Below are 24,425 nucleotides of genomic sequence, written 5' to 3'. Positions count from 1 at the left end.
AACAACCTTACGACTCCTGCTTAAAAACCTGACTGGCAAAGAAATCCGGCACCACCTGCCGATCACTGACCAAAATAGAACGGATGCCTAATGCATTAGCCGCATCCACATTGGCAGCATTATCGTCAAAAAAGAGCGCTTCACCGGCATCAAATCCCTCTTCACGCAAAACATGGTGGTAAATCACCGCCTCTGGTTTACGCAGGCCAAGCTCCTGCGACAGATAAAGCCGGTCTGCGGCCTGCTGTACTTCGGGGTATTCGCCCGGCCAGAATTGACAGTGCAGGCGATTGGTATTGGAGAGTATTACTACGCGATGCCCTTCCTGCCGCAAACGATGCATGATATTGATCACATCTTTGCGTATCCCCATGAAAATTGCCTGCCAGCCGGTCGAGAACTGTTCAAAACTGAGCGTAATCCCCAGCTCATGGCACAACCGTGACGCAAATTCCTCATCGCTGATTTCACCACGCTCATGCTGCTCAAACGTGTGCCCCATAATAAAACGCTCACGCAGGGTCGCCAGCGGCGCACCACTCAGGTTGCTCCACACTCCCAGTACACGATTGAAATCAATATCGATAACGACATTACCTAAATCAAAGATATACAGCATATGTCCTCCAGATAGGCCAGTAGGTTTTCACTGTAGCGAGAAAAATCCATGCTGAACAGGGAGGATAAGCAGGCTCATCTCAAGGTCAAAAATGGTGCAGAGTGGGTTCAGGAACCGAAAATGGTGGTCTGAAAAAAAACAAAGGCCCCAAATTGGGGCCTTATCGCAAGGCAGCTCGGTTAAATACCGTAATCCGCCTTATGTCTCACTCAAAAGTGAATTACTCGTCCTTAGCGGAACGGTTGGCACGGCGACGGTCGTTTTCCGTCAGGTGACGTTTACGCAGACGGATAGAGTTCGGCGTGACTTCAACCAGTTCATCGTCATCGATGAACTCAAGCGCCTGTTCCAGAGACATTCTCACCGGCGGTACCAACACGGTGGCTTCGTCAGTACCAGAAGCACGCATGTTAGTCAGTTTCTTACCGGTCAGACAGTTAACGGTCAGGTCGTTGGAACGAGTATGAATACCGATGATCTGGCCTTCATACACTTCAGCACCGTGGCCCAGGAACAGCTTACCGCGATCCTGCAAACTGAACAGCGCGTAAGCAACCGCTTTACCCTGACCGTTGGAGATCAGCACGCCATTCTGACGCTGACCAATTTCACCCGGACGAATGTCATCATAATGACTGAAAGTGGAGTACAGCAGGCCAGTACCGGAGGTCATGGTCATGAATTCGGTACGGAAACCGATCAGGCCACGGCTTGGGATCACGTAATCCAGACGTACGCGACCTTTACCATCCGGAATCATGTCGCGCATCTCGCCTTTACGCAGGCCCAGCGCTTCCATCACCGAACCCTGATGCTGTTCTTCGATATCTACAGTCACCTGCTCGAACGGTTCCTGACGGCGACCATCGATAGTGCGGAAGATAACTTTCGGGCGGGATACCGCCAGTTCGAAACCTTCACGACGCATGTTCTCGATAAGAACAGACAGGTGCAGTTCACCACGACCAGATACACGGAATGCATCCGGATCTTCAGTTTCTTCCACACGCAGCGCCACGTTGTGCACCAACTCTTTGCGCAGGCGATCCAGAATCTGACGTGATGTCACGTACTTGCCTTCCTTGCCGCAGAACGGCGAGGTGTTGACGCAGAAGTACATGGTTACGGTCGGTTCATCTACCGACAGCGCCGGCAGCGCTTCCACACAGGACGTATCACAAATGGTGTCGGAAATATTCAGTTCACCCAGACCGGTGATGGCAATAATGTCACCTGCTTCCGCCAGCGCGCTTTCAATACGCTGCAAACCAAGGTGACCCAGCACCTGGCTCACTTTACCGTTGCGTACTTTACCTTCGCTGTCGATGATGCTGACCTGCTGGTTCGGTTTCACCACACCGCGTTTGATACGACCAATGCCGATAACGCCAACGTAGTTGTTGTAGTCCAACTGGGAGATCTGCATCTGAAACGGGCCGTTGAGATCAACACTCGGCGCTTCAACGTGTTTCACGATGGCTTCAAACAGCGGGGTCATGTCTTCCGCCATATCGTTATGGTCCAGACCGGCGATGCCGTTCAGCGCGGACGCATAAACAATCGGGAAATCCAGTTGTTCGTCAGTCGCACCCAGGTTCACAAACAGATCAAAGACCTGATCGACTACCCAGTCAGGACGCGCGCCGGGGCGGTCAACCTTATTAATGACAACAATCGGCTTCAGGCCATGAGCAAAAGCTTTCTGGGTCACGAAACGCGTCTGCGGCATCGGGCCGTCCATCGCGTCTACCAGCAGCAGTACAGAGTCCACCATGGACATCACACGCTCTACCTCACCGCCGAAGTCGGCGTGTCCTGGGGTATCGACGATATTGATGCGGTAGTCGTTCCAGTTGATGGCAGTGTTTTTAGCGAGGATGGTAATCCCACGCTCTTTTTCCAAATCATTGGAGTCCATAACACGTTCGGTAGCGTCATTACGCTCACCCAACGTACCGGACTGTTGCAGCAGCTTGTCAACCAGGGTGGTTTTTCCATGGTCAACGTGCGCAATAATAGCGATGTTACGCAAATTTTCGATCACAGCTTTGCCTCAGGCATTTTAGAAATAGCGCGCTATTGTACACGTATTAATCGAGCGACTGAACAAGATCACAATCATCTTCCACAAACAACCTGCAGATAGCCGCTCTGTGATCCCTTTCACGGTGCAATAAATCAGCACCACGCAAATATAGAGCACTTATTTAGTGCAACAACACCAAAACAGAGCACCAAATTGGTGCAAAAAACCCTCCTGGTGCAATACATGAGGACACAAAAAACCAGCAGGAATGCCGATTAGAACTATTCTTAAAAGTTGGCACAGTTTTAGCTATATGTTTTGTACGGTAACAACATCATTCCACAACGATATTCGTTCCACGACGATAAATGACACAATCGGGAGAACCAAGTATGTCAGTAGAACACGTTTTGACGATGCTGAATGAACATGAGGTGAAGTTTGTTGACCTTCGCTTCACTGACACCAAAGGTAAAGAGCAGCACGTCACCATTCCAGCCCACCAAGTTAATGCTGACTTCTTCGAAGACGGCAAAATGTTTGATGGTTCCTCGATTGGCGGCTGGAAAGGCATCAACGAATCCGACATGGTGTTAATGCCGGACCCGACTACTGCGGTTCTGGATCCGTTCTTCGAAGAGCCGACTCTGATCATCCGTTGTGACATTCTGGAACCGGGTACCATGCAGGGCTATGACCGCGATCCGCGTTCCATTGCCAAACGCGCCGAAGATTTCCTGCGCGCTTCCGGCATCGCTGACACCGTGCTGTTCGGGCCTGAGCCGGAATTCTTCCTGTTCGACGACGTGCGCTTTGGCAGCAGCATCTCCGGTTCTCACGTTGCTATCGACGACATCGAAGGTGCCTGGAACTCCAGCACCAAATACGAAGACGGCAACAAAGGCCACCGTCCGGCTGTGAAAGGCGGTTACTTCCCGGTTCCGCCGGTAGATTCTGCACAGGATCTGCGTTCCGCCATGTGTCTGACCATGGAACAAATGGGCCTGGTGGTTGAAGCACATCACCACGAAGTAGCAACAGCTGGTCAGAATGAAGTGGCTACCCGCTTCAACACCATGACCAAGAAAGCTGATGAAATTCAGATTTACAAATACGTTGTTCACAACGTAGCGCACGCCTTCGGAAAAACCGCAACCTTTATGCCAAAACCGATGTTCGGCGATAACGGTTCCGGTATGCACTGCCACATGTCTTTGGCTAAAGATGGTGCCAACCTGTTCTCCGGTGACAAATACGGCGGCCTGTCTGAAACTGCGCTGTTCTACATCGGCGGCGTGATCAAACATGCTAAAGCAATTAACGCGCTGTCCAACCCGACCACTAACTCTTACAAACGTCTGGTTCCGGGTTACGAAGCACCGGTTATGCTGGCTTACTCTGCCCGTAACCGCTCTGCCTCCATCCGTATTCCGGTGGTATCCAGCCCGAAAGCACGCCGTATCGAAGTGCGCTTCCCGGACCCGGCTGCCAACCCGTACCTGTGCTTCGCTGCACTGCTGATGGCCGGCCTGGACGGTATCATCAACAAGATCCACCCTGGCGATGCCATGGACAAGAACCTGTACGATCTGCCGCCGGAAGAAGCGAAAGAGATCCCAACCGTAGCGGGTTCTCTGGAAGAAGCGCTGAATGCCCTGAATGCGGACCGCGAGTTCCTGACCCGTGGCGGCGTATTCACCGACGACGCTATCGATGCTTACATCGAACTGCGCCGTGTCGAAAACGACCGCGTTCGCATGACGCCGCACCCGGTTGAGTTCGAACTGTACTACAGCATGTAACCCCCACATCTGGACGGCAGGACAAAGAAAATGATGTTCATACTGCCGTCTGATGACTGTTTTTTATTTATGTTTATTTTTGTTGCCGTGGAAACTTTTCAGCCCATCTTCGGATGGGCTTTTTTCTCCACAAGATATCTTACAGTTGCTACTTAAATTACAATCCAGAATAGTGTGCACTAAAATGGTGCGGGAGTCTGCGTTATGGCAACAGGCACGCTGCCCGATGCTGGGCAGATCCTCAATTCTTTAATAAACAGTATTTTGCTGCTGGATAAAGATCTGGCTATTCACTACTCTAACCCGGCAGCCCAACAGCTTTTAGCCCAAAGTTCCCGCAAACTCTCAGGAACGCCACTACCGGAGCTGCTCGGTTATTTTTCACTGAATATCGATTTAATGCGTGAAAGCCTCAATTCCGGGCAAGGTTTTACTGACAACGAAGTGACGCTTGTCGTAGATGGCCGTGCGCACATTATGTCGCTGACCGCTCAGCGCATTCAGCACGATTTTATCCTGCTGGAAATGGCGCCGATGGATAACCAACGCCGTCTTAGCCAAGAACAACTACAACATTCCCAGCAGCAGGCGGCACGCGATCTGGTGCGCGGTCTGGCGCATGAAATCAAGAACCCACTTGGTGGTTTGCGTGGCGCAGCCCAGTTACTGTCCAAAGCCTTGCCCGACCCAGCGCTGATGGAATACACCAAGGTTATTATTGAACAGGCAGATCGCCTGCGTAATCTGGTTGATCGCCTGCTCGGCCCACAGCAGCCCGGTCTGCATGTCACACAAAGCATTCATCAGGTGGCCGAACGGGTATTCCAACTGGTATCGCTTGAAAAAGCGGACAACGTAACACTGGTACGAGACTACGACCCCAGCCTGCCGGAACTGATGCACGACCCGGATCAAATTGAACAGGTGTTGCTCAATATCACCCGCAATGCCATGCAGGCGCTGGGAGAAGAAGGCGGCACGATTACCATCCGCACCCGTACTGCATTTCAGTTGACGCTGCATGGCGTGCGCTACCGCCTGGTGGCCCGTATCGATATCGAAGACGACGGTCCCGGCGTGCCAGCCCATCTCCAGGACACGCTGTTCTACCCAATGGTTAGCGGTCGGGAAGGCGGTACCGGGCTGGGCTTGTCGATTGCCCGTAACCTTATCGATCAGCATTCCGGAAAAATTGAATTTAACAGTTGGCCAGGTCATACCGAATTCTCGGTTTATCTGCCTATTCGCCAGTGAGGTTCACGATGCAACGAGGGATAGTCTGGATTGTCGATGACGATAGCTCCATCCGTTGGGTGCTTGAACGTGCGCTTACCGGGGCGGGATTAACTTGCGCCACCTTTGATAACGGCACTCAGGCGTTAAACGCACTGACCACCCAAACGCCGGATGTACTGTTGTCGGATATCCGTATGCCCGGTATGGACGGGCTGGCATTGCTGCAACAGATCAAACAGCGCCACCCGATGCTGCCGGTCATCATCATGACAGCACATTCTGATTTAGACGCAGCGGTTAGCGCCTACCAGCAAGGGGCTTTCGATTATCTGCCCAAACCGTTCGACATTGATGAAGCGGTATCGCTGGTTGAACGCGCCATCAGCCATTACATGGAACAGCAGCAACCGGTACGTAGTCAGCCCATCAGTGGGCCGACCACCGATATTATCGGCGAAGCGCCGGCGATGCAGGATGTGTTCCGCATTATCGGTCGTCTCTCCCGCTCATCGATCAGTGTACTGATCAACGGTGAATCCGGCACGGGTAAAGAATTGGTCGCTCATGCGCTGCACCGCCACAGTCCGCGTGCGAAAGCGCCGTTCATCGCGCTGAATATGGCCGCTATCCCTAAGGATCTGATCGAATCGGAACTGTTCGGCCATGAAAAAGGCGCGTTTACCGGCGCGAATCAAATTCGGCAGGGGCGTTTTGAACAGGCTGACGGCGGGACGCTGTTTCTTGATGAAATCGGCGACATGCCGATGGATGTGCAAACCCGCCTGCTGCGCGTACTGGCTGATGGTCAGTTCTATCGTGTCGGTGGTTACGCCGCAGTGAAAGTAGACGTACGTATTATCGCCGCCACACATCAGAACCTGGAATTACGCGTTCAGGAAGGCAAATTCCGCGAAGACCTGTTTCATCGTCTGAACGTGATTCGTGTTCATTTACCGCCGCTGCGCGAACGTCGGGAAGATATTCCACGTCTGGCGCGCTACTTCCTGCAGGCAACCGCCAAAGAACTGGGTGTCGAACCGAAAAATCTGCACCCGGAAACCGAAGCAGCGCTTACCCGCTTGCCCTGGCCAGGCAACGTACGTCAGTTGGAAAATACGTGTCGCTGGTTGACGGTGATGGCCGCCGGACAGGAAGTGCTGATTCAGGACTTGCCGCCGGAGCTGTTTGAAACCACCGCGCCGGATGCCACTGTGCATGTGATGCCCGACAGTTGGGCCACGTTGCTGGCGCAATGGGCCGACCGCGCGTTACGCGCCGGTCATCAAAACCTGTTGGCCGAAGCGCAACCGGAAATGGAACGCACACTGCTGACAACAGCATTGCGCCATACCCAAGGCCATAAGCAGGAAGCGGCAAGGCTACTCGGCTGGGGTCGCAACACTCTGACGCGTAAACTTAAGGAGTTGGGTATGGAGTAACGGCAATCCGCCGTTTCATCCCATTACCGATCATCAATTACAGTGGTAGTAGATGATAGCGATAAGGTGGCGATAAAAAGTGCAATACGCCGCACAACTTCGCCACTATTTTATACTTTACTTGCGCCGAACCAGCAGTATGATCGTGTCGCTGACTGGAGAGGGTAACCATGCTGGAATCCATTTTTTCTGCCGTGACACACGGCGCTGAAATCAGCAGTGCGGTGGGTCACTCATCGCAAACTGCGATTGCAGCAGTGCTGTGCGCAGCACTGATCAATTTCTTCAGCTAAACCAATGCTGACAAGAAAAGAGCCTGTCATAACGACAGGCTCTTTTCTTTTGTCATCGTCTCACCGAACAATGCCAGGCGCCTAGCAACCAACACGCGTCGATCTGAACAAAATTAAATCACTCTGGAAAACTGACGTTCACGCATTTTGCTGCGCAAATACACATCAAAGCACATGCAAATATTGCGGATCAGCAGCCGCCCTTTGGGTGTAACCTGAATGCGATCCGGCTGAATATTCACCAATCCGTCCTGTGCCATCGGTGCCAGCAGCGCCAAATCCTCGCGGAAATAGTCGCCGAATGACAGGCCATATGCCTGCTCAATTGCAGCAAAGTCCAGTTGGAAATGACAAATCAGCGCCTTAATTACATCACGGCGGATGCAATCATCACGAGTCAACGACAAACCGCGCCACAATGCATGACCACGCTGTTCAACGTCAGCGTAGTATTGCTTCAGTTCTTTTTGATTCTGGGCATAACTGTCGCCAATCATGCTGATGGCAGATACACCCAGCCCCAGTAAGTCGGTATCGCCTTGTGTGGTGTATCCCTGAAAATTGCGATGCAACTTGCCTTCGCGCTGCGCTACCGCCAGTTCATCATCAGGCCGGGCGAAATGATCCATACCGATAAACTGATAACCCGCAGCGGTCAGACTTTGGATGGTCTGCTGCAAAATCGCCAGCTTCTGTTCCGCATCCGGTAGATCAGCCTCTTTGATCTTGCGCTGGGCAGCAAACAAACTGGGCAAATGTGCGTAATTGAACACGCTCAGGCGATCCGGACGTAGTTCAGCCACCCGCTGCAGGGTAAAGGCAAAACTATCCGGCGTTTGTTTTGGCAAGCCATAAATTAAATCGATATTGGTGGAGGCGAATCCCAATGCCCTGGCCCGCTCAATTAGCGAGAAAATGAACGCTTCATCCTGCTCGCGGTTAACCAGCCGCTGCACCTCTTTATTGAAATCCTGCACGCCCATGCTAAGGCGATTGAATCCTTCGGCGCACAAATGATCGAGTACATCCAGTTCAATTTCTCGCGGATCGACTTCCAACGACATCTCGGCATGTTCAGAAAAGCGAAAATGCTGGCGAAGCAACGCCATCAGGCGGCTAATTTGCGCCTTGTTCAGAAAGGTCGGCGTTCCGCCGCCCCAGTGCATCTGAGTGACTGTGCGGTTGGCAAATAACGGTGCGCGTTGATGAGTTTCCAGCGCCAGCCGGTCAAGATACTCATCCGCCTTGTGCAATTGCCGGGTCACCAGTTTGTTGCAGCCACAGAAGTAACACAGGCGGTGACAAAACGGGATATGCAAATACAGTGATAATGGCCGGCTGGGATAACGGGCTACCGCCTGGGCAAACGCAGCGTCATCATAACTGTCGCTGAACTCCAGCGCGGTAGGGTAAGAAGTGTAGCGTGGCCCCGAATAGTTATATTTCTGGATCAGGGATAAATCCCAGTCGATAGTCTGTTCGGGCATAATGCTCACTCCTTCCTGTAACCGGTCCTCGCCGTACGGCGTCGGGGCAACCGATGCTGCCCGGCGAGTACGGCACGCTGTAATCTGCCTTTCCGTTTCGACAGACACCACAGTTTAACCAACAGACCACCCAAAAAACACAGAACCAATAAAGTTATGAGCAGAAACAGCGCTTTTAACATTAATAACTGTCTTTCGGGTTACTGCGGCGGAGCAGTTGCAGCATATCTTCTTCCTGCTCGTCATCGTCTTCGTCGTCATCCAAACTGATGCCCAGTTGTTCCATCAGAATATCGATGCGATCCAGCGTTTCATCAAGCCAGGACTGTTCTTTGGCTGGCAGCGTTTCACCTTTTTCCAGTCTGTCCAACAGGTCATCAAGGTGCGGATCATTTTCCAGCATCTCCAGTTCTTCCTGCGGTGACAGGCGAACTGGTTTCTCTTTCGGCGTTACCGGTGGTTTTACCGGCGCAACTGCGCCTTCCGGCAGCAACGATACTGGTTTTTTACTGCCAATACGTGGATCTTTTACCTTACCGGAAGCCGCATTGTGCTGATGGTCGCCGGACGGCTGAGTACGACTTCCCGCAACATGACCACGGCGTTTTTTCTGGCGCTTACGTTCACGAGCCTCCAGATCCAACTGCTCACGGCTTTTTCTTTTAATTTTCGGTACAGGCGCTTTACGTCCCGTCCCTTTTGATGGTTGTTTCATGGCGTCAATCTCAGATACAGATGAGCAAATATAGGGAGAATTGCGGCGGAATCTAGCAGAAAGCATATCAATAAAAAAGTGCTCCAAGGGCCTCATGCTAGTTTTATTTTTTCAGGCTATTAAGGCGGTAATACCTCGATAAAAACAGATAACCGCCGCCTTTCTCATCAGTTACAGGTATAATCAGCGGCATAAAACCGTGATCCAGACAGAGACGCAAACAGTGACCCAACAATACAACTACCATGTGACCCATTTCGTCACCAGCGCGCCGGACATCCGTCACCTTCCCGCCGATAGCGGTATTGAAGTCGCTTTCGCTGGTCGTTCCAATGCGGGCAAATCCAGCGCACTCAACACACTTACCAACCAGAAAAACCTGGCCCGCATCAGTAAAACACCAGGGCGAACCCAGCTCATCAATCTGTTCGAAGTGGCCGAAGGCATACGTCTGGTTGACTTGCCGGGTTATGGCTATGCTGAAGTACCGGAAGAGATGAAACGCAAATGGCAGCGTGCGCTTGGCGAATACCTGCAAAAACGTAACTGTCTGAAAGGTTTGGTTGTATTGATGGATATCCGCCATCCGCTCAAAGATCTGGACCAACAAATGCTGGAATGGGCCGTTGAGGCTGGCTTGCCCATCCTGGTGTTGCTGACCAAAGCTGACAAGCTGGCTCAGGGTGCCCGCAAATCCCAATTAAACATGGTGCGGGAAGCGGTGCTGCCATTCATGGGTGATATTCAGGTTGAGACGTTTTCTTCTCTGAAAAAGACCGGTGTAGATAAATTACGTCAGAAATTAGATAACTGGTTCAGTACACTGCCGCCTGCGGATGAGCAATCTCTCTCTGAGCCTGACTAACTCTCCCCAACACCTTTTCTTTGAACACCGTTTTTATCCAGACAGCTACCGACAACGTGATTTGTCGGTAGTAATAAGTTTTGGTTATTCATACAGTTTATTGTCCATACAATAAAAAACGCCCCGGTCAGAAACCTGACCGGGGCGGCTAACATTCAGCCAAATCCGATTACGTGAAGTAAAAGGTCTGAAAGATAGAACATCTTACCTCTGTACCCTACGTGTTTAACTCTACCCCATTTCTTTTCTGGAAAAAAGCATTTTTGTTGTTTAATTTCATAAAAAATGGTGATGAATTACACAAACCCAAACTCGGTCACACAATCCTGTAGTTTAATTACATAATTAGCGACCATTAGCTTAAAAATCCAAAAATAAAAAAAACAAAGGATTTATCATTGATTTATCATGATAAATCCACATAAAAAACCAGATTATCTAACCAACCTCTTTCGCTAATTCGCCAGATAGATTAATGGGCCTGATCCCAGTTACTGCCAGTGCCAATATCCACCTGCAACGGTACGTTTAACTGCATACAGTTTTCCATCAAACTACGAATCTTCGCACTGGCATCGTCCAGTACAGAGTGATGCACTTCAAACACCAGTTCATCGTGCACTTGCATCAGCATCGTCACCAATGGCTTTTCCTGTTGCAACCAGACATCAACAGCAATCATCGCTTTTTTAATGATATCCGCCGCCGTCCCCTGCATCGGAGCATTGATGGCTGCCCGTTCCGCAGCCTTGCGGCTCATGGCGTTACGAGAATGAATATCCGGCAGATACAGACGCCGACCATCCAGAGTAGAGACATATCCTTGATCTGCCGCCTGCTGACGAGTGCGCTCCATATATTCCTGCACACCAGGGTAGCGTTCAAAATAGAGATTCATGTATTTCTGGGCTTCACTACGCGGAATAGCCAACTGGCGGGACAAACCAAACGCACTCATACCGTAAATCAAACCAAAGTTGATGGCTTTGGCACTGCGGCGCTGTTCAGTGGTGACCCTATCGAGCGGCAAACCGAATACTTCCGAGGCCGTAGCGCGATGAATATCCAGACCATCGGAGAACGCTTTTAGCAATCCGGCATCCCGCGACAGATGCGCCATGATACGTAATTCGATCTGCGAGTAGTCTGCCGCCAGAATGCAGTATCCTTCTGGTGCAATGAATGCCTGACGGATACGTCTCCCTTCTTCATTACGTACCGGAATATTCTGCAGATTAGGATCGCTGGAGGAAAGGCGCCCGGTTGCCGTTACCGCCTGATGATAGGAGGTATGCACCCGTTTAGTCAGCGGATTGATCATCTGCGGCAGTTTATCAGTGTAAGTCGATTTCAGTTTCGCCAGACTACGATGCTCCAAAATCAACTTCGGCAACGGATAATCCAGAGCCAGCTCTGCCAGCACTTCTTCATTAGTGGAAGGAGCGCCCTTCGGGGTTTTTTTGATGACCGGCAACTGCAGTTTTTCGTACAGAATGGTTCCTAATTGTTTAGGAGAAGACAAATTGAAAACATCCCCCGCCAGTTCATGTGCCTGAACTTCCAGCTCAGCCAGACGTTGCGTCAGTTCCTGCGAATGATCTGCCAGAATCGTAGTGTCAATCAGCACCCCAGTGCGTTCCATGCGCGACAGCACCGGCACCAGCGGCATATCAATATTCAGCAACACATTACGCAGTTCCTGATGTGACTCCAGCTTCGCCCATAACGTTTCATGCAAACGCAGCGTCACATCAGCATCTTCAGCTGCATAGACAGACGCCTGCGCCAGCGGAATCTGATCGAACGTTAGCTGCTTTTTGCCTTTACCGGCAATCTCTTCAAAAGTGATAGTCTTGTGCTGCAGATAGCGCTCCGACAAGCTGTCCATATCATGGCGACCAGCCACACTGTCGAGAACATAAGATTCCAGCATGGTATCAAAGGCAATACCGCGCAGGTCGATACCGTAGCGAGCCATCACGCCCTTATCGAATTTCAGGTTTTGCCCAATCTTACGAATGTGTTCATCTTCCAGCAGCGGTTTCAGCAGCGCCAGCACCCGATCACGCTCTAACTGCATAGGCGTTTTTGTTGCAGGCGATACCGTGCTGCAGTAAATATTACTGGAATACCACCTTGGCGTAATATGAGCTAATGGCAGATAAGCGGCTTCACCCGGTTTGATCGCCAGAGAGATGCCAACCAAATTAGCCGTCAGGGTGTCAAGACCGTCAGTTTCGGTATCAAATGAGAACAGAGCAGCGGTGTTGATTCTGGCAATCCAGTCCCGCAGTGTTGACTCATCCAAAATGGTAACGTAACCGTCCTGGGGCAATACACTGGACACATCTTTAGGCGCATCTTCAACTTCTGTTTTAACAAATGGCACCGCTGCCGGACTCTTTTTGCCGCTCTGCAACCATTTGCCATCTTCCACATCTGCTAACCAGCGTTTGAATTCATAACGAGCGAATAACTCTCGCAGTTCCGTTACATCCGGCTCATTTACTGTTAGCTGATCACAATCCAGTTCCAGTTCAACATCCGTCTTGATAGTGGCCAGTTGGTAGGAGAGATAAGCCACCTCTTTACTCTGCTCCAGCTTGGCCGCCATGGTTTTGGCGCCACGAAAGGTCAAGGTCGCAACCTTATCCAGATTAGCGTAAAGCGTATTCAACCCTCCCAGCCCTTGCAGTAACGCCTGTGCGGTTTTTTCACCCACACCAGGCACGCCGGGAATGTTGTCGGAGGAATCTCCCATCAGCGCCAGAAAATCAATGATCAACGACGGCGGAATACCATATTTGGTGCAGACCTCATCCGGACCCAGAATGGTGTTGTTCATCGTGTTGATCAGGGTGATGTTTGGCGTCACCAGTTGCGCCATGTCTTTATCACCGGTGCTGATCAAAACAGGTTTACCCGCCCGTTCCGCCTGCTGCGCCAGCGTCCCAATCACATCATCTGCCTCTACGCCGGAAACGCAGAGTAGCGGTAATCCCATCGCTTTTACCATGCGGTGCAGCGGTTCAATCTGGGCGCGTAAATCATCCGGCATGGGTGGACGGTGAGATTTGTAATGCTCAAACAAATCATCACGAAACGTCTTACCCTTCGCGTCAAACACCACCGCAACATGACTAGGATGATATTGCTGCAACAAACTGCGCAGCATATTGAGAACACCATACATCGCCCCGGTCGGTTCACCGGCACCATTCGTCAGTGGGGGAAAAGCATGATAGGCGCGATACAGGTAAGATGAACCGTCAACCAAAATGAGGGGGTTTTCTGCTATTTGAACCATGATATTTCGTGATCGTTGTTTTCTGCCATGATGTAAAGGATGCCATAGCTGGCAGTCGGAGACGAATATTAACGTTCGCACATTACGCTTTTTGCACAATGCCCCGCAAAAAACCTGTGGATAATTTTGTGCATAAAAAGAGAAAGATAATTAACAATGGTATCTATAGATAAAAATATTATATATAAGACATTATTAATCAATCACTTAATGTAAAATTGTTGATATTGAAGTTATATCAATACGTTGTTATTAATGTGGATATATATGAGTTCAACATGTCTTGCGCTAAACCGTATTACCCTGACGTTAACACCAGACAGCAACAAAAACGCCACACGCGTTATCGCGTGTGGCGCATAAGCAGGAATAAATTTATTTTTTAGAAATCAGAAACTTCACTACATCAGCATACTGTTTGACGTAGTTATCCATAGAGCTGGTATCAAGCCCATCGCTTTTTATCATGTACTTACCCTGCACAAATACCGCCGGGACACCACGCAGTTGCAAATCGGCAGCCGCTTTTTCCTGTTGTGCGACTAATGATTTCACCACAAAGCTATTCAATGCACTGTCATAGTCTTCAGCTTTTACACCCGCTGCCACAAAGACCTGACGAATATCTTCCGGTTTTTGCACGGTTTGAGTCTTCTGTACAGCATCAAACATCAGCGGGCTGACTTTGTCTTCCACCCCCAAAGCAATCGCAACCGCCCAAGCCTGGGTTAACTCTTTACCCAATGGGCCAAGAAAATCGACATGATATTTGGTCAACTTAGTGTCGGTCGGTAATGCCTTCTGAATAGCCTCAGGAACATGGTAAACCTGAGCAAATTGGTAACAGTGAGGGCAATAGAACGAGAAGAATTCCAGCACCTGAGGGGATTGGGGAACAGGTTTATCCAGGGTGACAAACTGTTTACCATCGGAAAAGTCAGCGGCTGACGCACTGAACGCCAACACCACACCAACCAGCGCAAGCCATATTTTCTTCATATCAAGGTTATCTCCATAATTATCAGTACATCGGTGCCAGCTGCAACGGTGGTTCCTGCAACAGCCTTACCTGCTCAGTAAAAATAATGGTCTGCTTCGCCCAGAAATCAGCTTCCTGCATCCATGGAAAACTACGAGGAAATGCAGGGTCATGCCAGCGACGCGCCACCCAGGCCAGATAGTGAACCATACGCATCGCACGTAATGGCTCAATCAGCGTCAATTCTGACTCATCAAAAGAAGCAAATTCGCTGTAGGCATCCAGCAAAATATCCAATTGAATACGCTGCTCCTTACGCTCACCATGCAACAGCATCCAGAGATCCTGCACAGCAGGACCATTACGCGCATCATCCAGATCGACAAACAGTGAGCCGTCACGCCAGAGAATATTACCGGGATGGCAGTCGCCATGCAGGCGTCTGGGTTGCCAGTTCATATGCCAGCACAGCTTCACTTCATCAATCAGACGTGCTGTAGCAGCTAAGAACGACACCTTCTGAGCATCAGAAATCAGAGGGCTATCCGTTAAGGTAGCCAGCGGGTCGTCCAGGTACTCCTTTACCCCAATATAAGGGCGTGTTGAAAACAGATTTCGGCTACCAGTTTGATGAATTCGGCCCAGATAATGCCCTACATCTTCCAACTGGTCATCATTGTCCATTTCATACTGACGGCCACCAACACTAGGGAACACTGCAAACCAGAAACCATCATACTCATGTAATGTATTGCCCTGTAAAGCCAGCGGTGCCACCACGGGTACTTCATCATCAGACAACTCGACCGCAAAGTGATGCTCTTCGCTAATCTGGGCTGCATTCCAACGCTGTGGTCGATAAAACTTCACCACATAACGTTTACGGTCTTCATCACTAAACTGGTAAACCCGGTTTTCATAACTATTAAGAGCTGTCAGACCGGAATCAACGCGAATACCCACAGACCAAAGCGCATCCATGATGACATCCGGCGACAGAGTATGAAAATTGAATACGGAATCATGCATAACAAGCACAACTCCATCGCCGTGGGCTATAACCGCTAATCCTTGATAACGCCACGAGCACGCAGTAATGCGGTTTTGAAATCTTCTTCATAATCTTTCTGCAAACCTGGAATAGGCTGTGTGTTATCTGCATCACGTAATTTTAAATGATAAATAAGGATATCATCAGTCAAATCACTAAGCGCCCCCTCGAACCCTGCTTCCTGTGCAAGTTTTTGTAAAAATTGCACCAAATTCAAATCAGGCTCTTTTTGCCAGGCTGGGTGCAGCAGCTCAACCAGTTCATTTACACGATGGCATTTCATTATCACTACCTCAGACATTAATGATTGTTTATCTAGTATGGGGAAAGGGCTTGGCCTTACGCCATACATTTCCGACAATACCGCATTAAATCATTATGGATACCAATACGATGATAACAGGTGTAATTCTGGCTGGCGGTCAATCATCCCGCATGGGAGGAAACGACAAAGGGCTGATTGAAATGGAAGGGAAACCACTTTACCAGTATGTTCTGGAGCGACTGGAGCCACAGGTTGATACCCTGCTCATTAACGCCAATCGGCATCAGGCTTGTTATCAGCAAAGCGGTTATCCGGTGATCGGCGATATTAATCCTGATTTTTCGGGGCCGTTGGCCGGTGTCTTTACCGGGTTGAGCATCGCTAAAACAGACTGGGTCATATTCGTTCCCTGTGATGTACCCGCATTACCTCACGATTTGGTTTCCCGGCTGCTGCAGTTCAGTGATAATCATCTTGCTGCTTATGCCACAGATGGATTACGTGATCACCCGACATTATTGTTGATCCATACCTCATTAATTGCAGAGTTGGAAACGTATCTGAGCAATGGCGACCGAAAACTAATGTTATTTTTAGATCAGATAGCAGCAAAAGCCGTTTCTTTTGCAGACCAGCCTTTATCATTCCGCAATCTCAATACGCCAGAAGATCTTGCTCACTGGCAGGAACAGCCTCATGACTGACATACCACTTCTGGCGATCGCTGCCCACAGCGGCACTGGAAAAACCACACTATTGAAGCAACTCATTCCATTGTTGAATGCGATGGAGATCCGGGTTGGTATTATTAAACACACTCACCACGATATGGATGTCGATAAACCGGGAAAAGACAGTTATGAACTGCGTAAAGCTGGTGCCAGTCAGACTCTGGTTGCCAGCAATACCCGATGGGCGTTGATGACCGAGACACCTGAACAACAAGAGCCTGATTTGTACTTTCTGGCCAGCAGAATGGACAGTTCAAAACTGGATTTGATTCTGGTTGAAGGCTTCAAGCATGAATCTGTCGATAAAATCCTGCTTTATCGCCATAAATCTGGAAATAATGAGGTGATGGAAATCGATGACCACACACTGGCTATAGCCAGCGATGTACCATTAACGTTCCTCAAACCTTGTCTGGATCTGAACCAGCCACCGCAGATTGCGGTATTTATCCGTGACTGGCTGTATCGGAAGGCGGTACGACCGGCAGATGACTGAATCGCGCTTTCGCGCTTCTATTCATGCCAGGAGGCTAAGCCCGGCAAAAGGGGATGAGCGGGGAAAAGAACGAGAACAGGAGAAGGAGAGACAGGCGCGACCGGCACCCGTCCCAGCATACCGCCGGGGGTACGAACAGGAGAGCGTTCAGAATTCTGTGTCACGTTAAAAATTCTACAACGTCATCACGTTATTTAGTCGCCCTTCAAAATAAATGGCCAACTGTGACAATGTCAAATTCCAGCTCTGGATGGGCATTGTCCATTTTTCCTGTGCGTTCATCAGCCCCAGATAAAGCAGCTTCAACAGACTGTTTTCATTCGGGAAAGCACCTTTGGTTTTGGTCAGCTTCCTGAACTGTCTGTGCACCGATTCGATAGCATTTGTGGTGTAAATGACTTTGCGGATATTTGCCGGATAGCGGAAGTACGCTGACAGATTGTCCCACTTGCGTCGCCACGACTGGAGCACCACCGGATACTGCAACCCCCATTTCGCTTCCAGCTCATCCAGTGCCATTTCGGCCGCTTCTTTTGACACTGCACGGTAGACTGGCTTCAGGTCGGTCATGAAGGCTTTATGGTGCTTTGAGGCCACATATTTAATCGAATTGCGTATCTGATGAATGACGCACAACTGCACTTCCGTCTGCGGATAAATGCTGTTTATTGCCTCTGGGAAGCCGGTCAGCCCGTCCACGCAGGCAATCAGAATGTCTTTAACACCGCGATTTTGCAGGTCGCTTAATACCGACAGCCAGAAGTTAGCCCCCTCACTTTCTGACAGATACAGGCCCAGAACTTCCTTTTTACCTTCCAGATTCAGGGCCAGCACGGTGTAAACCGCTTTGCTCTGATAGCGGCCATCTTCCCGAATTTTATAGTGAATAGCGTCCAGCCAGACGAAGGGATAAACCTGCTCCAGCGGGCGCTGTTGCCACTGTTTTAGTTCAGGGATGACTTTATCGGTTACTGCACTGATGGTGGCAGTGGACACGCTGAAGGCATATAAATCTTCGATCTCCCGGCTAATGTCCTGATAGCTCATCCCCAGTGCAAACAGGCGAATGATCTTGTGTTCGATCTCGTCGGATAACGTGGTCTGATGCTTTTTCACCAACTGGGGTTCAAAAGTGCCATTACGATCGCGCGGAGTCGCCAGTTCGAAGCTGCCCGTCGGGGCTTTAATGGTCTTTTTGCCGGAGCCATTTTTACGGTTAGCTTCAACGTCCTGAGCCAGATGAGAGTCCAGTTCCGCAGAGAGGGCAGCTTCCGTTAACTGTTTGATTAAAGGCGTTAAGATACCATCTTTGCCCGTTAATGCCTGACCGGACTGGAGGGCTTTAAGCGCTTTATCGAAATCGAAGGGCTGGGACATATGTCATTCCTTTTTGATTGTATATTACCGGAATGACACAGAATTTCTAACACTCCCTGATCGCCTGAGCGCTCACCTTTAATAGGGTGGCAATTACACAGAATTACGTACACCCTCGCAGCACAAAAAACAAAAGGCCCAGTCTGTCGACTGAGCCTTTCGCCTTATTTGATGCCTGGCAGTTCCCTACTCTCGCATGGGGAGACCCCACACTACCATCGGCGCTACGGCGTTTCACTTCTGAGTTCGGCATGGGGTCAGGTGGGACCACCGCGCTCTCGCCGCCAGGCAAATTCTTTCAACGTCTTTCAACGTCATCATCCTTCATGTCGCCGTGTGCTCTCTGTTTGCCGCACACCACGCCATCCAATCCTCGAACAAGCTGACTCGACTTTCCGTCTCTCTCCAAAACACCTTCGGTGTTGTAAGGTTAAGCCTCTCGGGTCATTAGTACTGGTTAGCTCAACGTATCACTACGCTTACACACCCAGCCTATCAACGTCCTCGTCTCGAACGTCCCTTCCGGGGAATCACGTTCCCAGGGAAGACTCATCTCGGGGCAAGTTTCCCGCTTAGATGCTTTCAGCGGTTATCTCTTCCGCACGTAGCTACCGGGCAGTGCCATTGGCATGACAACCCGAACACCAGCGGTGCGTTCACTCCGGTCCTCTCGTACTAGGAGCAACCCCCCTCAATCTTCCAACGCCCACGGCAGATAGGGACCGAACTGTCTCACGACGTTCTAAACCCAGCTCGCGTACCACTTTAAATGGCGAACAGCCATACCCTTGGGACCTACTTCAGCCCCAGGATGTGATGAGCCGACATCGAGGTGCCAAACACCGCCGTCGATATGAACTCTTGGGCGGTATCAGCCTGTTATCCCCGGAGTACCTTTTATCCGTTGAGCGATGGCCCTTCCATTCAGAACCACCGGATCACTAAGACCTGCTTTCGCACCTGCTCGAGCCGTCACTCTCGCAGTCAAGCTAGCTTATGCCTTTGCACTAACCTCCTGATGTCCGACCAGGATTAGCTAACCTTCGTGCTCCTCCGTTACGCTTTGGGAGGAGACCGCCCCAGTCAAACTACCCACCAGACACTGTCCCCGGCCCGGATTACGGGCCCAGGTTAGAACATCAAACATTAAAGGGTGGTATTTCAAGGTCGGCTCCATGCAGACTGGCGTCCACACTTCACAGCCTCCCACCTATCCTACACATCAAGGTTCAAGGTTCAGTGTCAAGCTATAGTAAAGGTTCACGGGGTCTTTCCGTCTTGCCGCGGGTACACTGCATCTTCACAGCGAGTTCAATTTCACTGAGTCTCGGGTGGAGACAGCCTGGCCATCATTACGCCATTCGTGCAGGTCGGAACTTACCCGACAAGGAATTTCGCTACCTTAGGACCGTTATAGTTACGGCCGCCGTTTACCGGGGCTTCGATCAAGAGCTTCTCCTTACGGATAACCCCATCAATTAACCTTCCGGCACCGGGCAGGCGTCACACCGTATACGTCCACTTTCGTGTTTGCACAGTGCTGTGTTTTTATTAAACAGTTGCAGCCAGCTGGTATCTGCGACTCCCGTCAGCTCCATCCGCAAGGGACTTCACCCACAGGAGCGTGCCTTCTCCCGAAGTTACGGCACCATTTTGCCTAGTTCCTTCACCCGAGTTCTCTCAAGCGCCTGAGTATTCTCTACCTGACCACCTGTGTCGGTTTGGGGTACGATTGAATGTCACCTGATGCTTAGAGGCTTTTCCTGGAAGCAGGGCATCTGTCACTTCAGCACCGTAGTGCCTCGTCATCACGCCTCAGTGTTCACAGCAGACCGGATTTGCCTGGTCCACCCACCTGCACGCTTAAACCGGGACAACCGTCGCCCGGATGACATAGCCTTCTCCGTCCCCCCTTCGCAGTCACACCCAGTACAGGAATATTAACCTGTTTCCCATCGACTACGCTTTTCAGCCTCGCCTTAGGGGTCGACTCACCCTGCCCCGATTAACGTTGGACAGGAACCCTTGGTCTTCCGGCGTGCGGGTTTTTCACCCGCATTATCGTTACTTATGTCAGCATTCGCACTTCTGATACCTCCAGCAGACCTCACAGTCCACCTTCAACGGCTTACAGAACGCTCCCCTACCCAACGAACGTATCCCTAAGCCAACTCGACGTTGTGGACGCATTGACGTCGCGTCGCTCCGTCAATCGTCATTCAACTCCGCAAAGTTGTCTTGGGTGATACGTTCGCTGCCGCAGCTTCGGTGCATGGTTTTAGCCCCGTTACATCTTCCGCGCAGGCCGACTCGACCAGTGAGCTATTACGCTTTCTTTAAATGATGGCTGCTTCTAAGCCAACATCCTGGCTGTCTGGGCCTTCCCACATCGTTTCCCACTTAACCATGACTTGGGGACCTTAGCTGGCGGTCTGGGTTGTTTCCCTCTTCACGACGGACGTTAGCACCCGCCGTGTGTCTCCCGTGATAACATTCTTCGGTATTCGCAGTTTGCATCGGGTTGGTAAGCCGGGATGGCCCCCTAGCCGAAACAGTGCTCTACCCCCGAAGATGACTTCACGAGGCGCTACCTAAATAGCTTTCGGGGAGAACCAGCTATCTCCCGGTTTGATTGGCCTTTCACCCCCAGCCACAAGTCATCCGCTAATTTTTCAACATTAGTCGGTTCGGTCCTCCAGTTAGTGTTACCCAACCTTCAACCTGCCCATGGCTAGATCACCGGGTTTCGGGTCTATACCCTGCAACTTAACGCCCAGTTAAGACTCGGTTTCCCTGCGGCTCCCCTATGCGGTTAACCTTGCTACAGAATATAAGTCGCTGACCCATTATACAAAAGGTACGCAGTCACACCCTAAAGGTGCTCCCACTGCTTGTACGTACACGGTTTCAGGTTCTCTTTCACTCCCCTCGCCGGGGTTCTTTTCGCCTTTCCCTCACGGTACTGGTTCACTATCGGTCAGTCAGGAGTATTTAGCCTTGGAGGATGGTCCCCCCATGTTCAGACAGGATACCACGTGTCCCGCCCTACTCATCGAACTCACGACCTGTGCACCTTCGTGTACGGGACTCTCACCCTGTATCGTGCGACTTTCCAGACGCTTCCACTGACACACAAGCCGATTCAGGTTCTGGGCTCCTCCCCGTTCGCTCGCCGCTACTGGGGGAATCTCGGTTGATTTCTTTTCCTCGGGGTACTGAGATGTTTCAGTTCCCCCGGTTCGCTTCATTAACCTATGAATTCAGTTAATGATAGTGTGACGAGTCACACTGGGTTTCCCCATTCGGGTATCGTCGGGTATAACGGCTCATATCACCTTGCCGACGCTTTTCGCAGATTAGCACGCCCTTCATCGCCTCTGACTGCCTAGGCATCCACCGTGTACGCTTAGTCGCTTAACCTCACAACCCGAAAGTGTCTCGGGATATGAGTATGTTGAGAGACTCGAACAACACATGAATTCTTACTCACATGCCGTCGTTTCAATTTTTCAGCTTGTTCCGGATTGTTAAAGAGCAGATAACATAAACCTGACTATTGCTAATCAGTTTTAGGTTAGCGTTGACCGTGCCTTTCACCCACTGTCCGTCATTCTGGCGTCCCCTAGGGGATTCGAACCCCTGTTACCGCCGTGAAAGGGCGGTGTCCTGGGCCTCTAGACGAAGGGGACATCACTTGTCAGCTTCGCAAGACGCTGTTGACTCTTTCTTATCATCAGACAATCTGTGTGGACACCACGCAGGCACTTCTACTCGGTAAGGAGGTGATCCAACCGCAGGTTCCCCTACGGTTACCTTGTTACGACTTCACCCCAGTCATGAATCACAAAGTGGTAAGCGCCCTCCCGAAGGTTAAGCTACCTACTTCTTTTGCAACCCACTCCCATGGTGTGACGGGCGGTGTGTACAAGGCCCGGGAACGTATTCACCGTAGCATTCTGATCTACGATTACTAGCGATTCCGACTTCATGGAGTCGAGTTGCAGACTCCAATCCGGACTACGACGTACTTTATGAGGTCCGCTTGCTCTCGCGAGGTCGCTTCTCTTTGTATACGCCATTGTAGCACGTGTGTAGCCCTACTCGTAAGGGCCATGATGACTTGACGTCATCCCCACCTTCCTCCGGTTTATCACCGGCAGTCTCCCCTGAGTTCCCACCCGAAGTGCTGGCAACAAAGGATAAGGGTTGCGCTCGTTGCGGGACTTAACCCAACATTTCACAACACGAGCTGACGACAGCCATGCAGCACCTGTCTCAGAGCTCCCGAAGGCACAACCGCATCTCTGCAGTCTTCTCTGGATGTCAAGAGTAGGTAAGGTTCTTCGCGTTGCATCGAATTAAACCACATGCTCCACCGCTTGTGCGGGCCCCCGTCAATTCATTTGAGTTTTAACCTTGCGGCCGTACTCCCCAGGCGGTCGATTTAACGCGTTAGCTCCGGAAGCCACGGTTCAGGACCACAACCTCCAAATCGACATCGTTTACAGCGTGGACTACCAGGGTATCTAATCCTGTTTGCTCCCCACGCTTTCGCACCTGAGCGTCAGTCTTCGTCCAGGGGGCCGCCTTCGCCACCGGTATTCCTCCAGATCTCTACGCATTTCACCGCTACACCTGGAATTCTACCCCCCTCTACGAGACTCCAGCCTGTCAGTTTTGAATGCAGTTCCCAGGTTGAGCCCGGGGATTTCACATCCAACTTAACAGACCGCCTGCGTGCGCTTTACGCCCAGTCATTCCGATTAACGCTTGCACCCTCCGTATTACCGCGGCTGCTGGCACGGAGTTAGCCGGTGCTTCTTCTGCGGGTAACGTCAATGAACAGACGTATTAAGCCTGCCCCCTTCCTCCCCGCTGAAAGTGCTTTACAACCCGAAGGCCTTCTTCACACACGCGGCATGGCTGCATCAGGGTTTCCCCCATTGTGCAATATTCCCCACTGCTGCCTCCCGTAGGAGTCTGGACCGTGTCTCAGTTCCAGTGTGGCTGGTCATCCTCTCAGACCAGCTAGGGATCGTCGCCTAGGTGAGCCTTTACCCCACCTACTAGCTAATCCCATCTGGGCACATCCGATGGCAAGAGGCCCTAAGGTCCCCCTCTTTGGTCTTGCGACGTTATGCGGTATTAGCTACCGTTTCCAGTAGTTATCCCCCTCCATCAGGCAGTTTCCCAGACATTACTCACCCGTCCGCCGCTCGTCACCCAAGGAGCAAGCTCCTTTGTGCTACCGCCCGACTTGCATGTGTTAGGCCTGCCGCCAGCGTTCAATCTGAGCCATGATCAAACTCTTCAATTTAAAGTTTGATGTGTTTTCCGAAGAAAACCGTGCTCAAAGAATTTACTGTTACTTCGTAATGAATTAACTGTTGTCACTCTTCAAGACTTTCACTAAATAGTTTTAGTGAAGTGTCCTGCGAGTGCCCACACAGATTGTCTGATTGATTGTTAAAGAGCAGTGCGACCGGCCTGAGCCTGCTGTCGCGAGGTGGCGTATACTACGCTTTCCTCATGAAGTGTCAACGATTATTTTCGCTTTCTCTTCCTGACACCGCGCTGCGTTGCCGCTGTCGCCGTGTCAGTGGAGGCGCATTATAGGGACTTCTGCTGACCTGACAAGCGATAAATACAAAAAAAAACACCAAACGGGTATTTTTCAACCAAGAAGATGGCTAATTAGTCAATCTGACGTTTTTTAGCGCCATTAATGCCCCAGACA

The 24,425-nt window shown here is 50.8% G+C and carries 17 protein-coding genes, 1 tRNA gene and 3 rRNA genes; 7 read left to right on the top strand and 14 right to left on the bottom strand.

The features are described from left to right. Positions 1-7: 7 nt before the first annotated feature. Positions 8-619, bottom strand: coding sequence for a glucose-1-phosphatase (yihX, locus tag Dpoa569_RS00275; protein ID WP_042867541.1), 612 nt, complete (start codon positions 617-619; stop codon positions 8-10). Between the two features lie 220 nt (positions 620-839). Then, positions 840-2,663 (bottom strand): ribosome-dependent GTPase TypA, encoded by a 1,824-nt coding sequence (typA, locus tag Dpoa569_RS00270; RefSeq protein ID WP_042867539.1) that lies wholly within the window; start codon positions 2,661-2,663, stop codon positions 840-842. A 374-nt stretch (positions 2,664-3,037) separates the two neighbouring features. Between typA and glnA the strand changes: the two genes are divergently transcribed. The 4 genes from glnA (at position 3,038) to Dpoa569_RS00250 (ending at position 7,415) form a co-directional block, all read left to right on the top strand. Further along, positions 3,038-4,447 (top strand): glutamate--ammonia ligase, encoded by a 1,410-nt coding sequence (glnA, locus tag Dpoa569_RS00265; RefSeq protein ID WP_042867537.1) that lies wholly within the window; start codon positions 3,038-3,040, stop codon positions 4,445-4,447. Between the two features lie 204 nt (positions 4,448-4,651). Next, positions 4,652-5,701 carry a nitrogen regulation protein NR(II) gene (gene glnL, locus Dpoa569_RS00260; RefSeq protein WP_042867534.1) on the top strand — a complete coding sequence of 350 codons (1,050 nt, stop codon included), beginning with the start codon at positions 4,652-4,654 and terminating at the stop codon, positions 5,699-5,701. An 8-nt stretch (positions 5,702-5,709) separates the two neighbouring features. Beyond that, complete coding sequence (gene glnG, locus Dpoa569_RS00255; RefSeq protein ID WP_042867531.1) at positions 5,710-7,122, top strand: nitrogen regulation protein NR(I); 1,413 nt, start codon at positions 5,710-5,712, stop codon at positions 7,120-7,122. Positions 7,123-7,292: 170 nt separating this feature from the next. Then, positions 7,293-7,415, top strand: a complete 123-nt coding sequence (locus Dpoa569_RS00250) for a YshB family small membrane protein (protein WP_022635449.1) — start codon at positions 7,293-7,295, stop codon at positions 7,413-7,415. A 113-nt stretch (positions 7,416-7,528) separates the two neighbouring features. Here the strand turns inward: Dpoa569_RS00250 and hemN are convergent, their stop codons facing one another. Both hemN and yihI read right to left on the bottom strand, forming a co-directional pair. Further along, complete coding sequence (gene hemN, locus Dpoa569_RS00245) at positions 7,529-8,902, bottom strand: oxygen-independent coproporphyrinogen III oxidase (protein ID WP_146410922.1); 1,374 nt, start codon at positions 8,900-8,902, stop codon at positions 7,529-7,531. Positions 8,903-9,083: 181 nt separating this feature from the next. Next, a complete protein-coding gene (yihI, locus tag Dpoa569_RS00240; RefSeq protein WP_042867529.1) occupies positions 9,084-9,617 on the bottom strand; it encodes a Der GTPase-activating protein YihI in 534 nt (177 codons plus the stop codon). Between the two features lie 223 nt (positions 9,618-9,840). On the opposite strand from yihI, the gene yihA reads away from it, so the two are divergent. Further along, positions 9,841-10,482 (top strand): ribosome biogenesis GTP-binding protein YihA/YsxC, encoded by a 642-nt coding sequence (gene yihA / locus Dpoa569_RS00235; RefSeq protein ID WP_042867525.1) that lies wholly within the window; start codon positions 9,841-9,843, stop codon positions 10,480-10,482. A gap of 155 nt (positions 10,483-10,637) precedes the next feature. On the opposite strand, the gene Dpoa569_RS19860 is transcribed toward yihA, so the two are convergent. From Dpoa569_RS19860 to Dpoa569_RS00215, 5 genes are all read right to left on the bottom strand, one after another. Continuing rightward, positions 10,638-10,685 carry a spot 42 RNA, inhibition of DNA synthesis gene (locus Dpoa569_RS19860; protein ID WP_071892919.1) on the bottom strand — a complete coding sequence of 16 codons (48 nt, stop codon included), beginning with the start codon at positions 10,683-10,685 and terminating at the stop codon, positions 10,638-10,640. A gap of 269 nt (positions 10,686-10,954) precedes the next feature. Then, on the bottom strand, positions 10,955-13,789 hold the full coding sequence (polA, locus tag Dpoa569_RS00230) for a DNA polymerase I (protein ID WP_146410919.1): 2,835 nt from the start codon (positions 13,787-13,789) through the stop codon (positions 10,955-10,957). A 375-nt stretch (positions 13,790-14,164) separates the two neighbouring features. Beyond that, a complete protein-coding gene (dsbA, locus tag Dpoa569_RS00225) occupies positions 14,165-14,788 on the bottom strand; it encodes a thiol:disulfide interchange protein DsbA (RefSeq protein WP_042867521.1) in 624 nt (207 codons plus the stop codon). 22 nt (positions 14,789-14,810) lie between these two features. Beyond that, positions 14,811-15,797: a serine/threonine protein kinase gene (locus Dpoa569_RS00220; protein ID WP_042867519.1), complete on the bottom strand. Its 987-nt coding sequence runs from the start codon at positions 15,795-15,797 to the stop codon at positions 14,811-14,813. A gap of 35 nt (positions 15,798-15,832) precedes the next feature. Continuing rightward, on the bottom strand, positions 15,833-16,102 hold the full coding sequence (locus tag Dpoa569_RS00215) for a YihD family protein (protein ID WP_042867517.1): 270 nt from the start codon (positions 16,100-16,102) through the stop codon (positions 15,833-15,835). Positions 16,103-16,212: 110 nt separating this feature from the next. Here Dpoa569_RS00215 and mobA point away from each other — a divergent pair, with 110 nt between their 5' ends. Both mobA and mobB read left to right on the top strand, forming a co-directional pair. Next, the gene (gene mobA / locus Dpoa569_RS00210; protein ID WP_146410916.1) at positions 16,213-16,788 is read left to right on the top strand and encodes a molybdenum cofactor guanylyltransferase MobA; all 576 of its coding nucleotides are present in this window, start codon (positions 16,213-16,215) and stop codon (positions 16,786-16,788) included. Continuing rightward, entirely contained in the window at positions 16,781-17,311 is a 531-nt protein-coding gene (mobB, locus tag Dpoa569_RS00205; RefSeq protein ID WP_146410913.1) for a molybdopterin-guanine dinucleotide biosynthesis protein MobB, read from the top strand. Before mobA ends, mobB begins: the two co-directional genes overlap by 8 nt. Positions 17,312-17,485: 174 nt before the next feature. Here the strand turns inward: mobB and Dpoa569_RS00200 are convergent, their stop codons facing one another. From Dpoa569_RS00200 to Dpoa569_RS00180, 5 genes are all read right to left on the bottom strand, one after another. Further along, positions 17,486-18,688, bottom strand: a complete 1,203-nt coding sequence (locus Dpoa569_RS00200) for an IS256 family transposase (RefSeq protein ID WP_146410909.1) — start codon at positions 18,686-18,688, stop codon at positions 17,486-17,488. A 173-nt stretch (positions 18,689-18,861) separates the two neighbouring features. Beyond that, positions 18,862-18,977: ribosomal RNA gene (gene rrf, locus Dpoa569_RS00195) — 5S ribosomal RNA — on the bottom strand. Between the two features lie 137 nt (positions 18,978-19,114). Beyond that, positions 19,115-22,108, bottom strand: a 23S ribosomal RNA gene (locus Dpoa569_RS00190). A 193-nt stretch (positions 22,109-22,301) separates the two neighbouring features. Further along, positions 22,302-22,377 (bottom strand) — tRNA-Glu (locus Dpoa569_RS00185). Between the two features lie 86 nt (positions 22,378-22,463). Next, positions 22,464-24,005, bottom strand: a 16S ribosomal RNA gene (locus Dpoa569_RS00180). The 16S, 23S and 5S rRNA genes sit together here with 1 tRNA gene alongside, the layout of an rRNA operon. Positions 24,006-24,425 lie beyond the last annotated feature (420 nt).

This window comes from Dickeya poaceiphila (assembly GCF_007858975.2).
Taxonomy (GTDB): Bacteria; Pseudomonadota; Gammaproteobacteria; order Enterobacterales; family Enterobacteriaceae; genus Dickeya; species Dickeya poaceiphila.
Note: the sequence above shows the minus strand (reverse complement) of the source record. Positions and strands in the feature narration are given on the sequence as shown.

Coding starts and splice junctions, on each gene's coding strand:
- yihX (WP_042867541.1), bottom strand. CDS start 619: ATGCTGTATATCTTTGATTTAGGTAATGTCGTTATCGATATTGATTTC.
- glnA (WP_042867537.1), top strand. CDS start 3,038: ATGTCAGTAGAACACGTTTTGACGATGCTGAATGAACATGAGGTGAAG.
- glnL (WP_042867534.1), top strand. CDS start 4,652: ATGGCAACAGGCACGCTGCCCGATGCTGGGCAGATCCTCAATTCTTTA.
- glnG (WP_042867531.1), top strand. CDS start 5,710: ATGCAACGAGGGATAGTCTGGATTGTCGATGACGATAGCTCCATCCGT.
- Dpoa569_RS00250 (WP_022635449.1), top strand. CDS start 7,293: ATGCTGGAATCCATTTTTTCTGCCGTGACACACGGCGCTGAAATCAGC.
- hemN (WP_146410922.1), bottom strand. CDS start 8,902: ATGCCCGAACAGACTATCGACTGGGATTTATCCCTGATCCAGAAATAT.
- yihI (WP_042867529.1), bottom strand. CDS start 9,617: ATGAAACAACCATCAAAAGGGACGGGACGTAAAGCGCCTGTACCGAAA.
- polA (WP_146410919.1), bottom strand. CDS start 13,789: ATGGTTCAAATAGCAGAAAACCCCCTCATTTTGGTTGACGGTTCATCT.
- dsbA (WP_042867521.1), bottom strand. CDS start 14,788: ATGAAGAAAATATGGCTTGCGCTGGTTGGTGTGGTGTTGGCGTTCAGT.
- Dpoa569_RS00220 (WP_042867519.1), bottom strand. CDS start 15,797: ATGCATGATTCCGTATTCAATTTTCATACTCTGTCGCCGGATGTCATC.
- Dpoa569_RS00215 (WP_042867517.1), bottom strand. CDS start 16,102: ATGAAATGCCATCGTGTAAATGAACTGGTTGAGCTGCTGCACCCAGCC.
- mobA (WP_146410916.1), top strand. CDS start 16,213: ATGATAACAGGTGTAATTCTGGCTGGCGGTCAATCATCCCGCATGGGA.
- mobB (WP_146410913.1), top strand. CDS start 16,781: ATGACTGACATACCACTTCTGGCGATCGCTGCCCACAGCGGCACTGGA.
- Dpoa569_RS00200 (WP_146410909.1), bottom strand. CDS start 18,688: ATGTCCCAGCCCTTCGATTTCGATAAAGCGCTTAAAGCCCTCCAGTCC.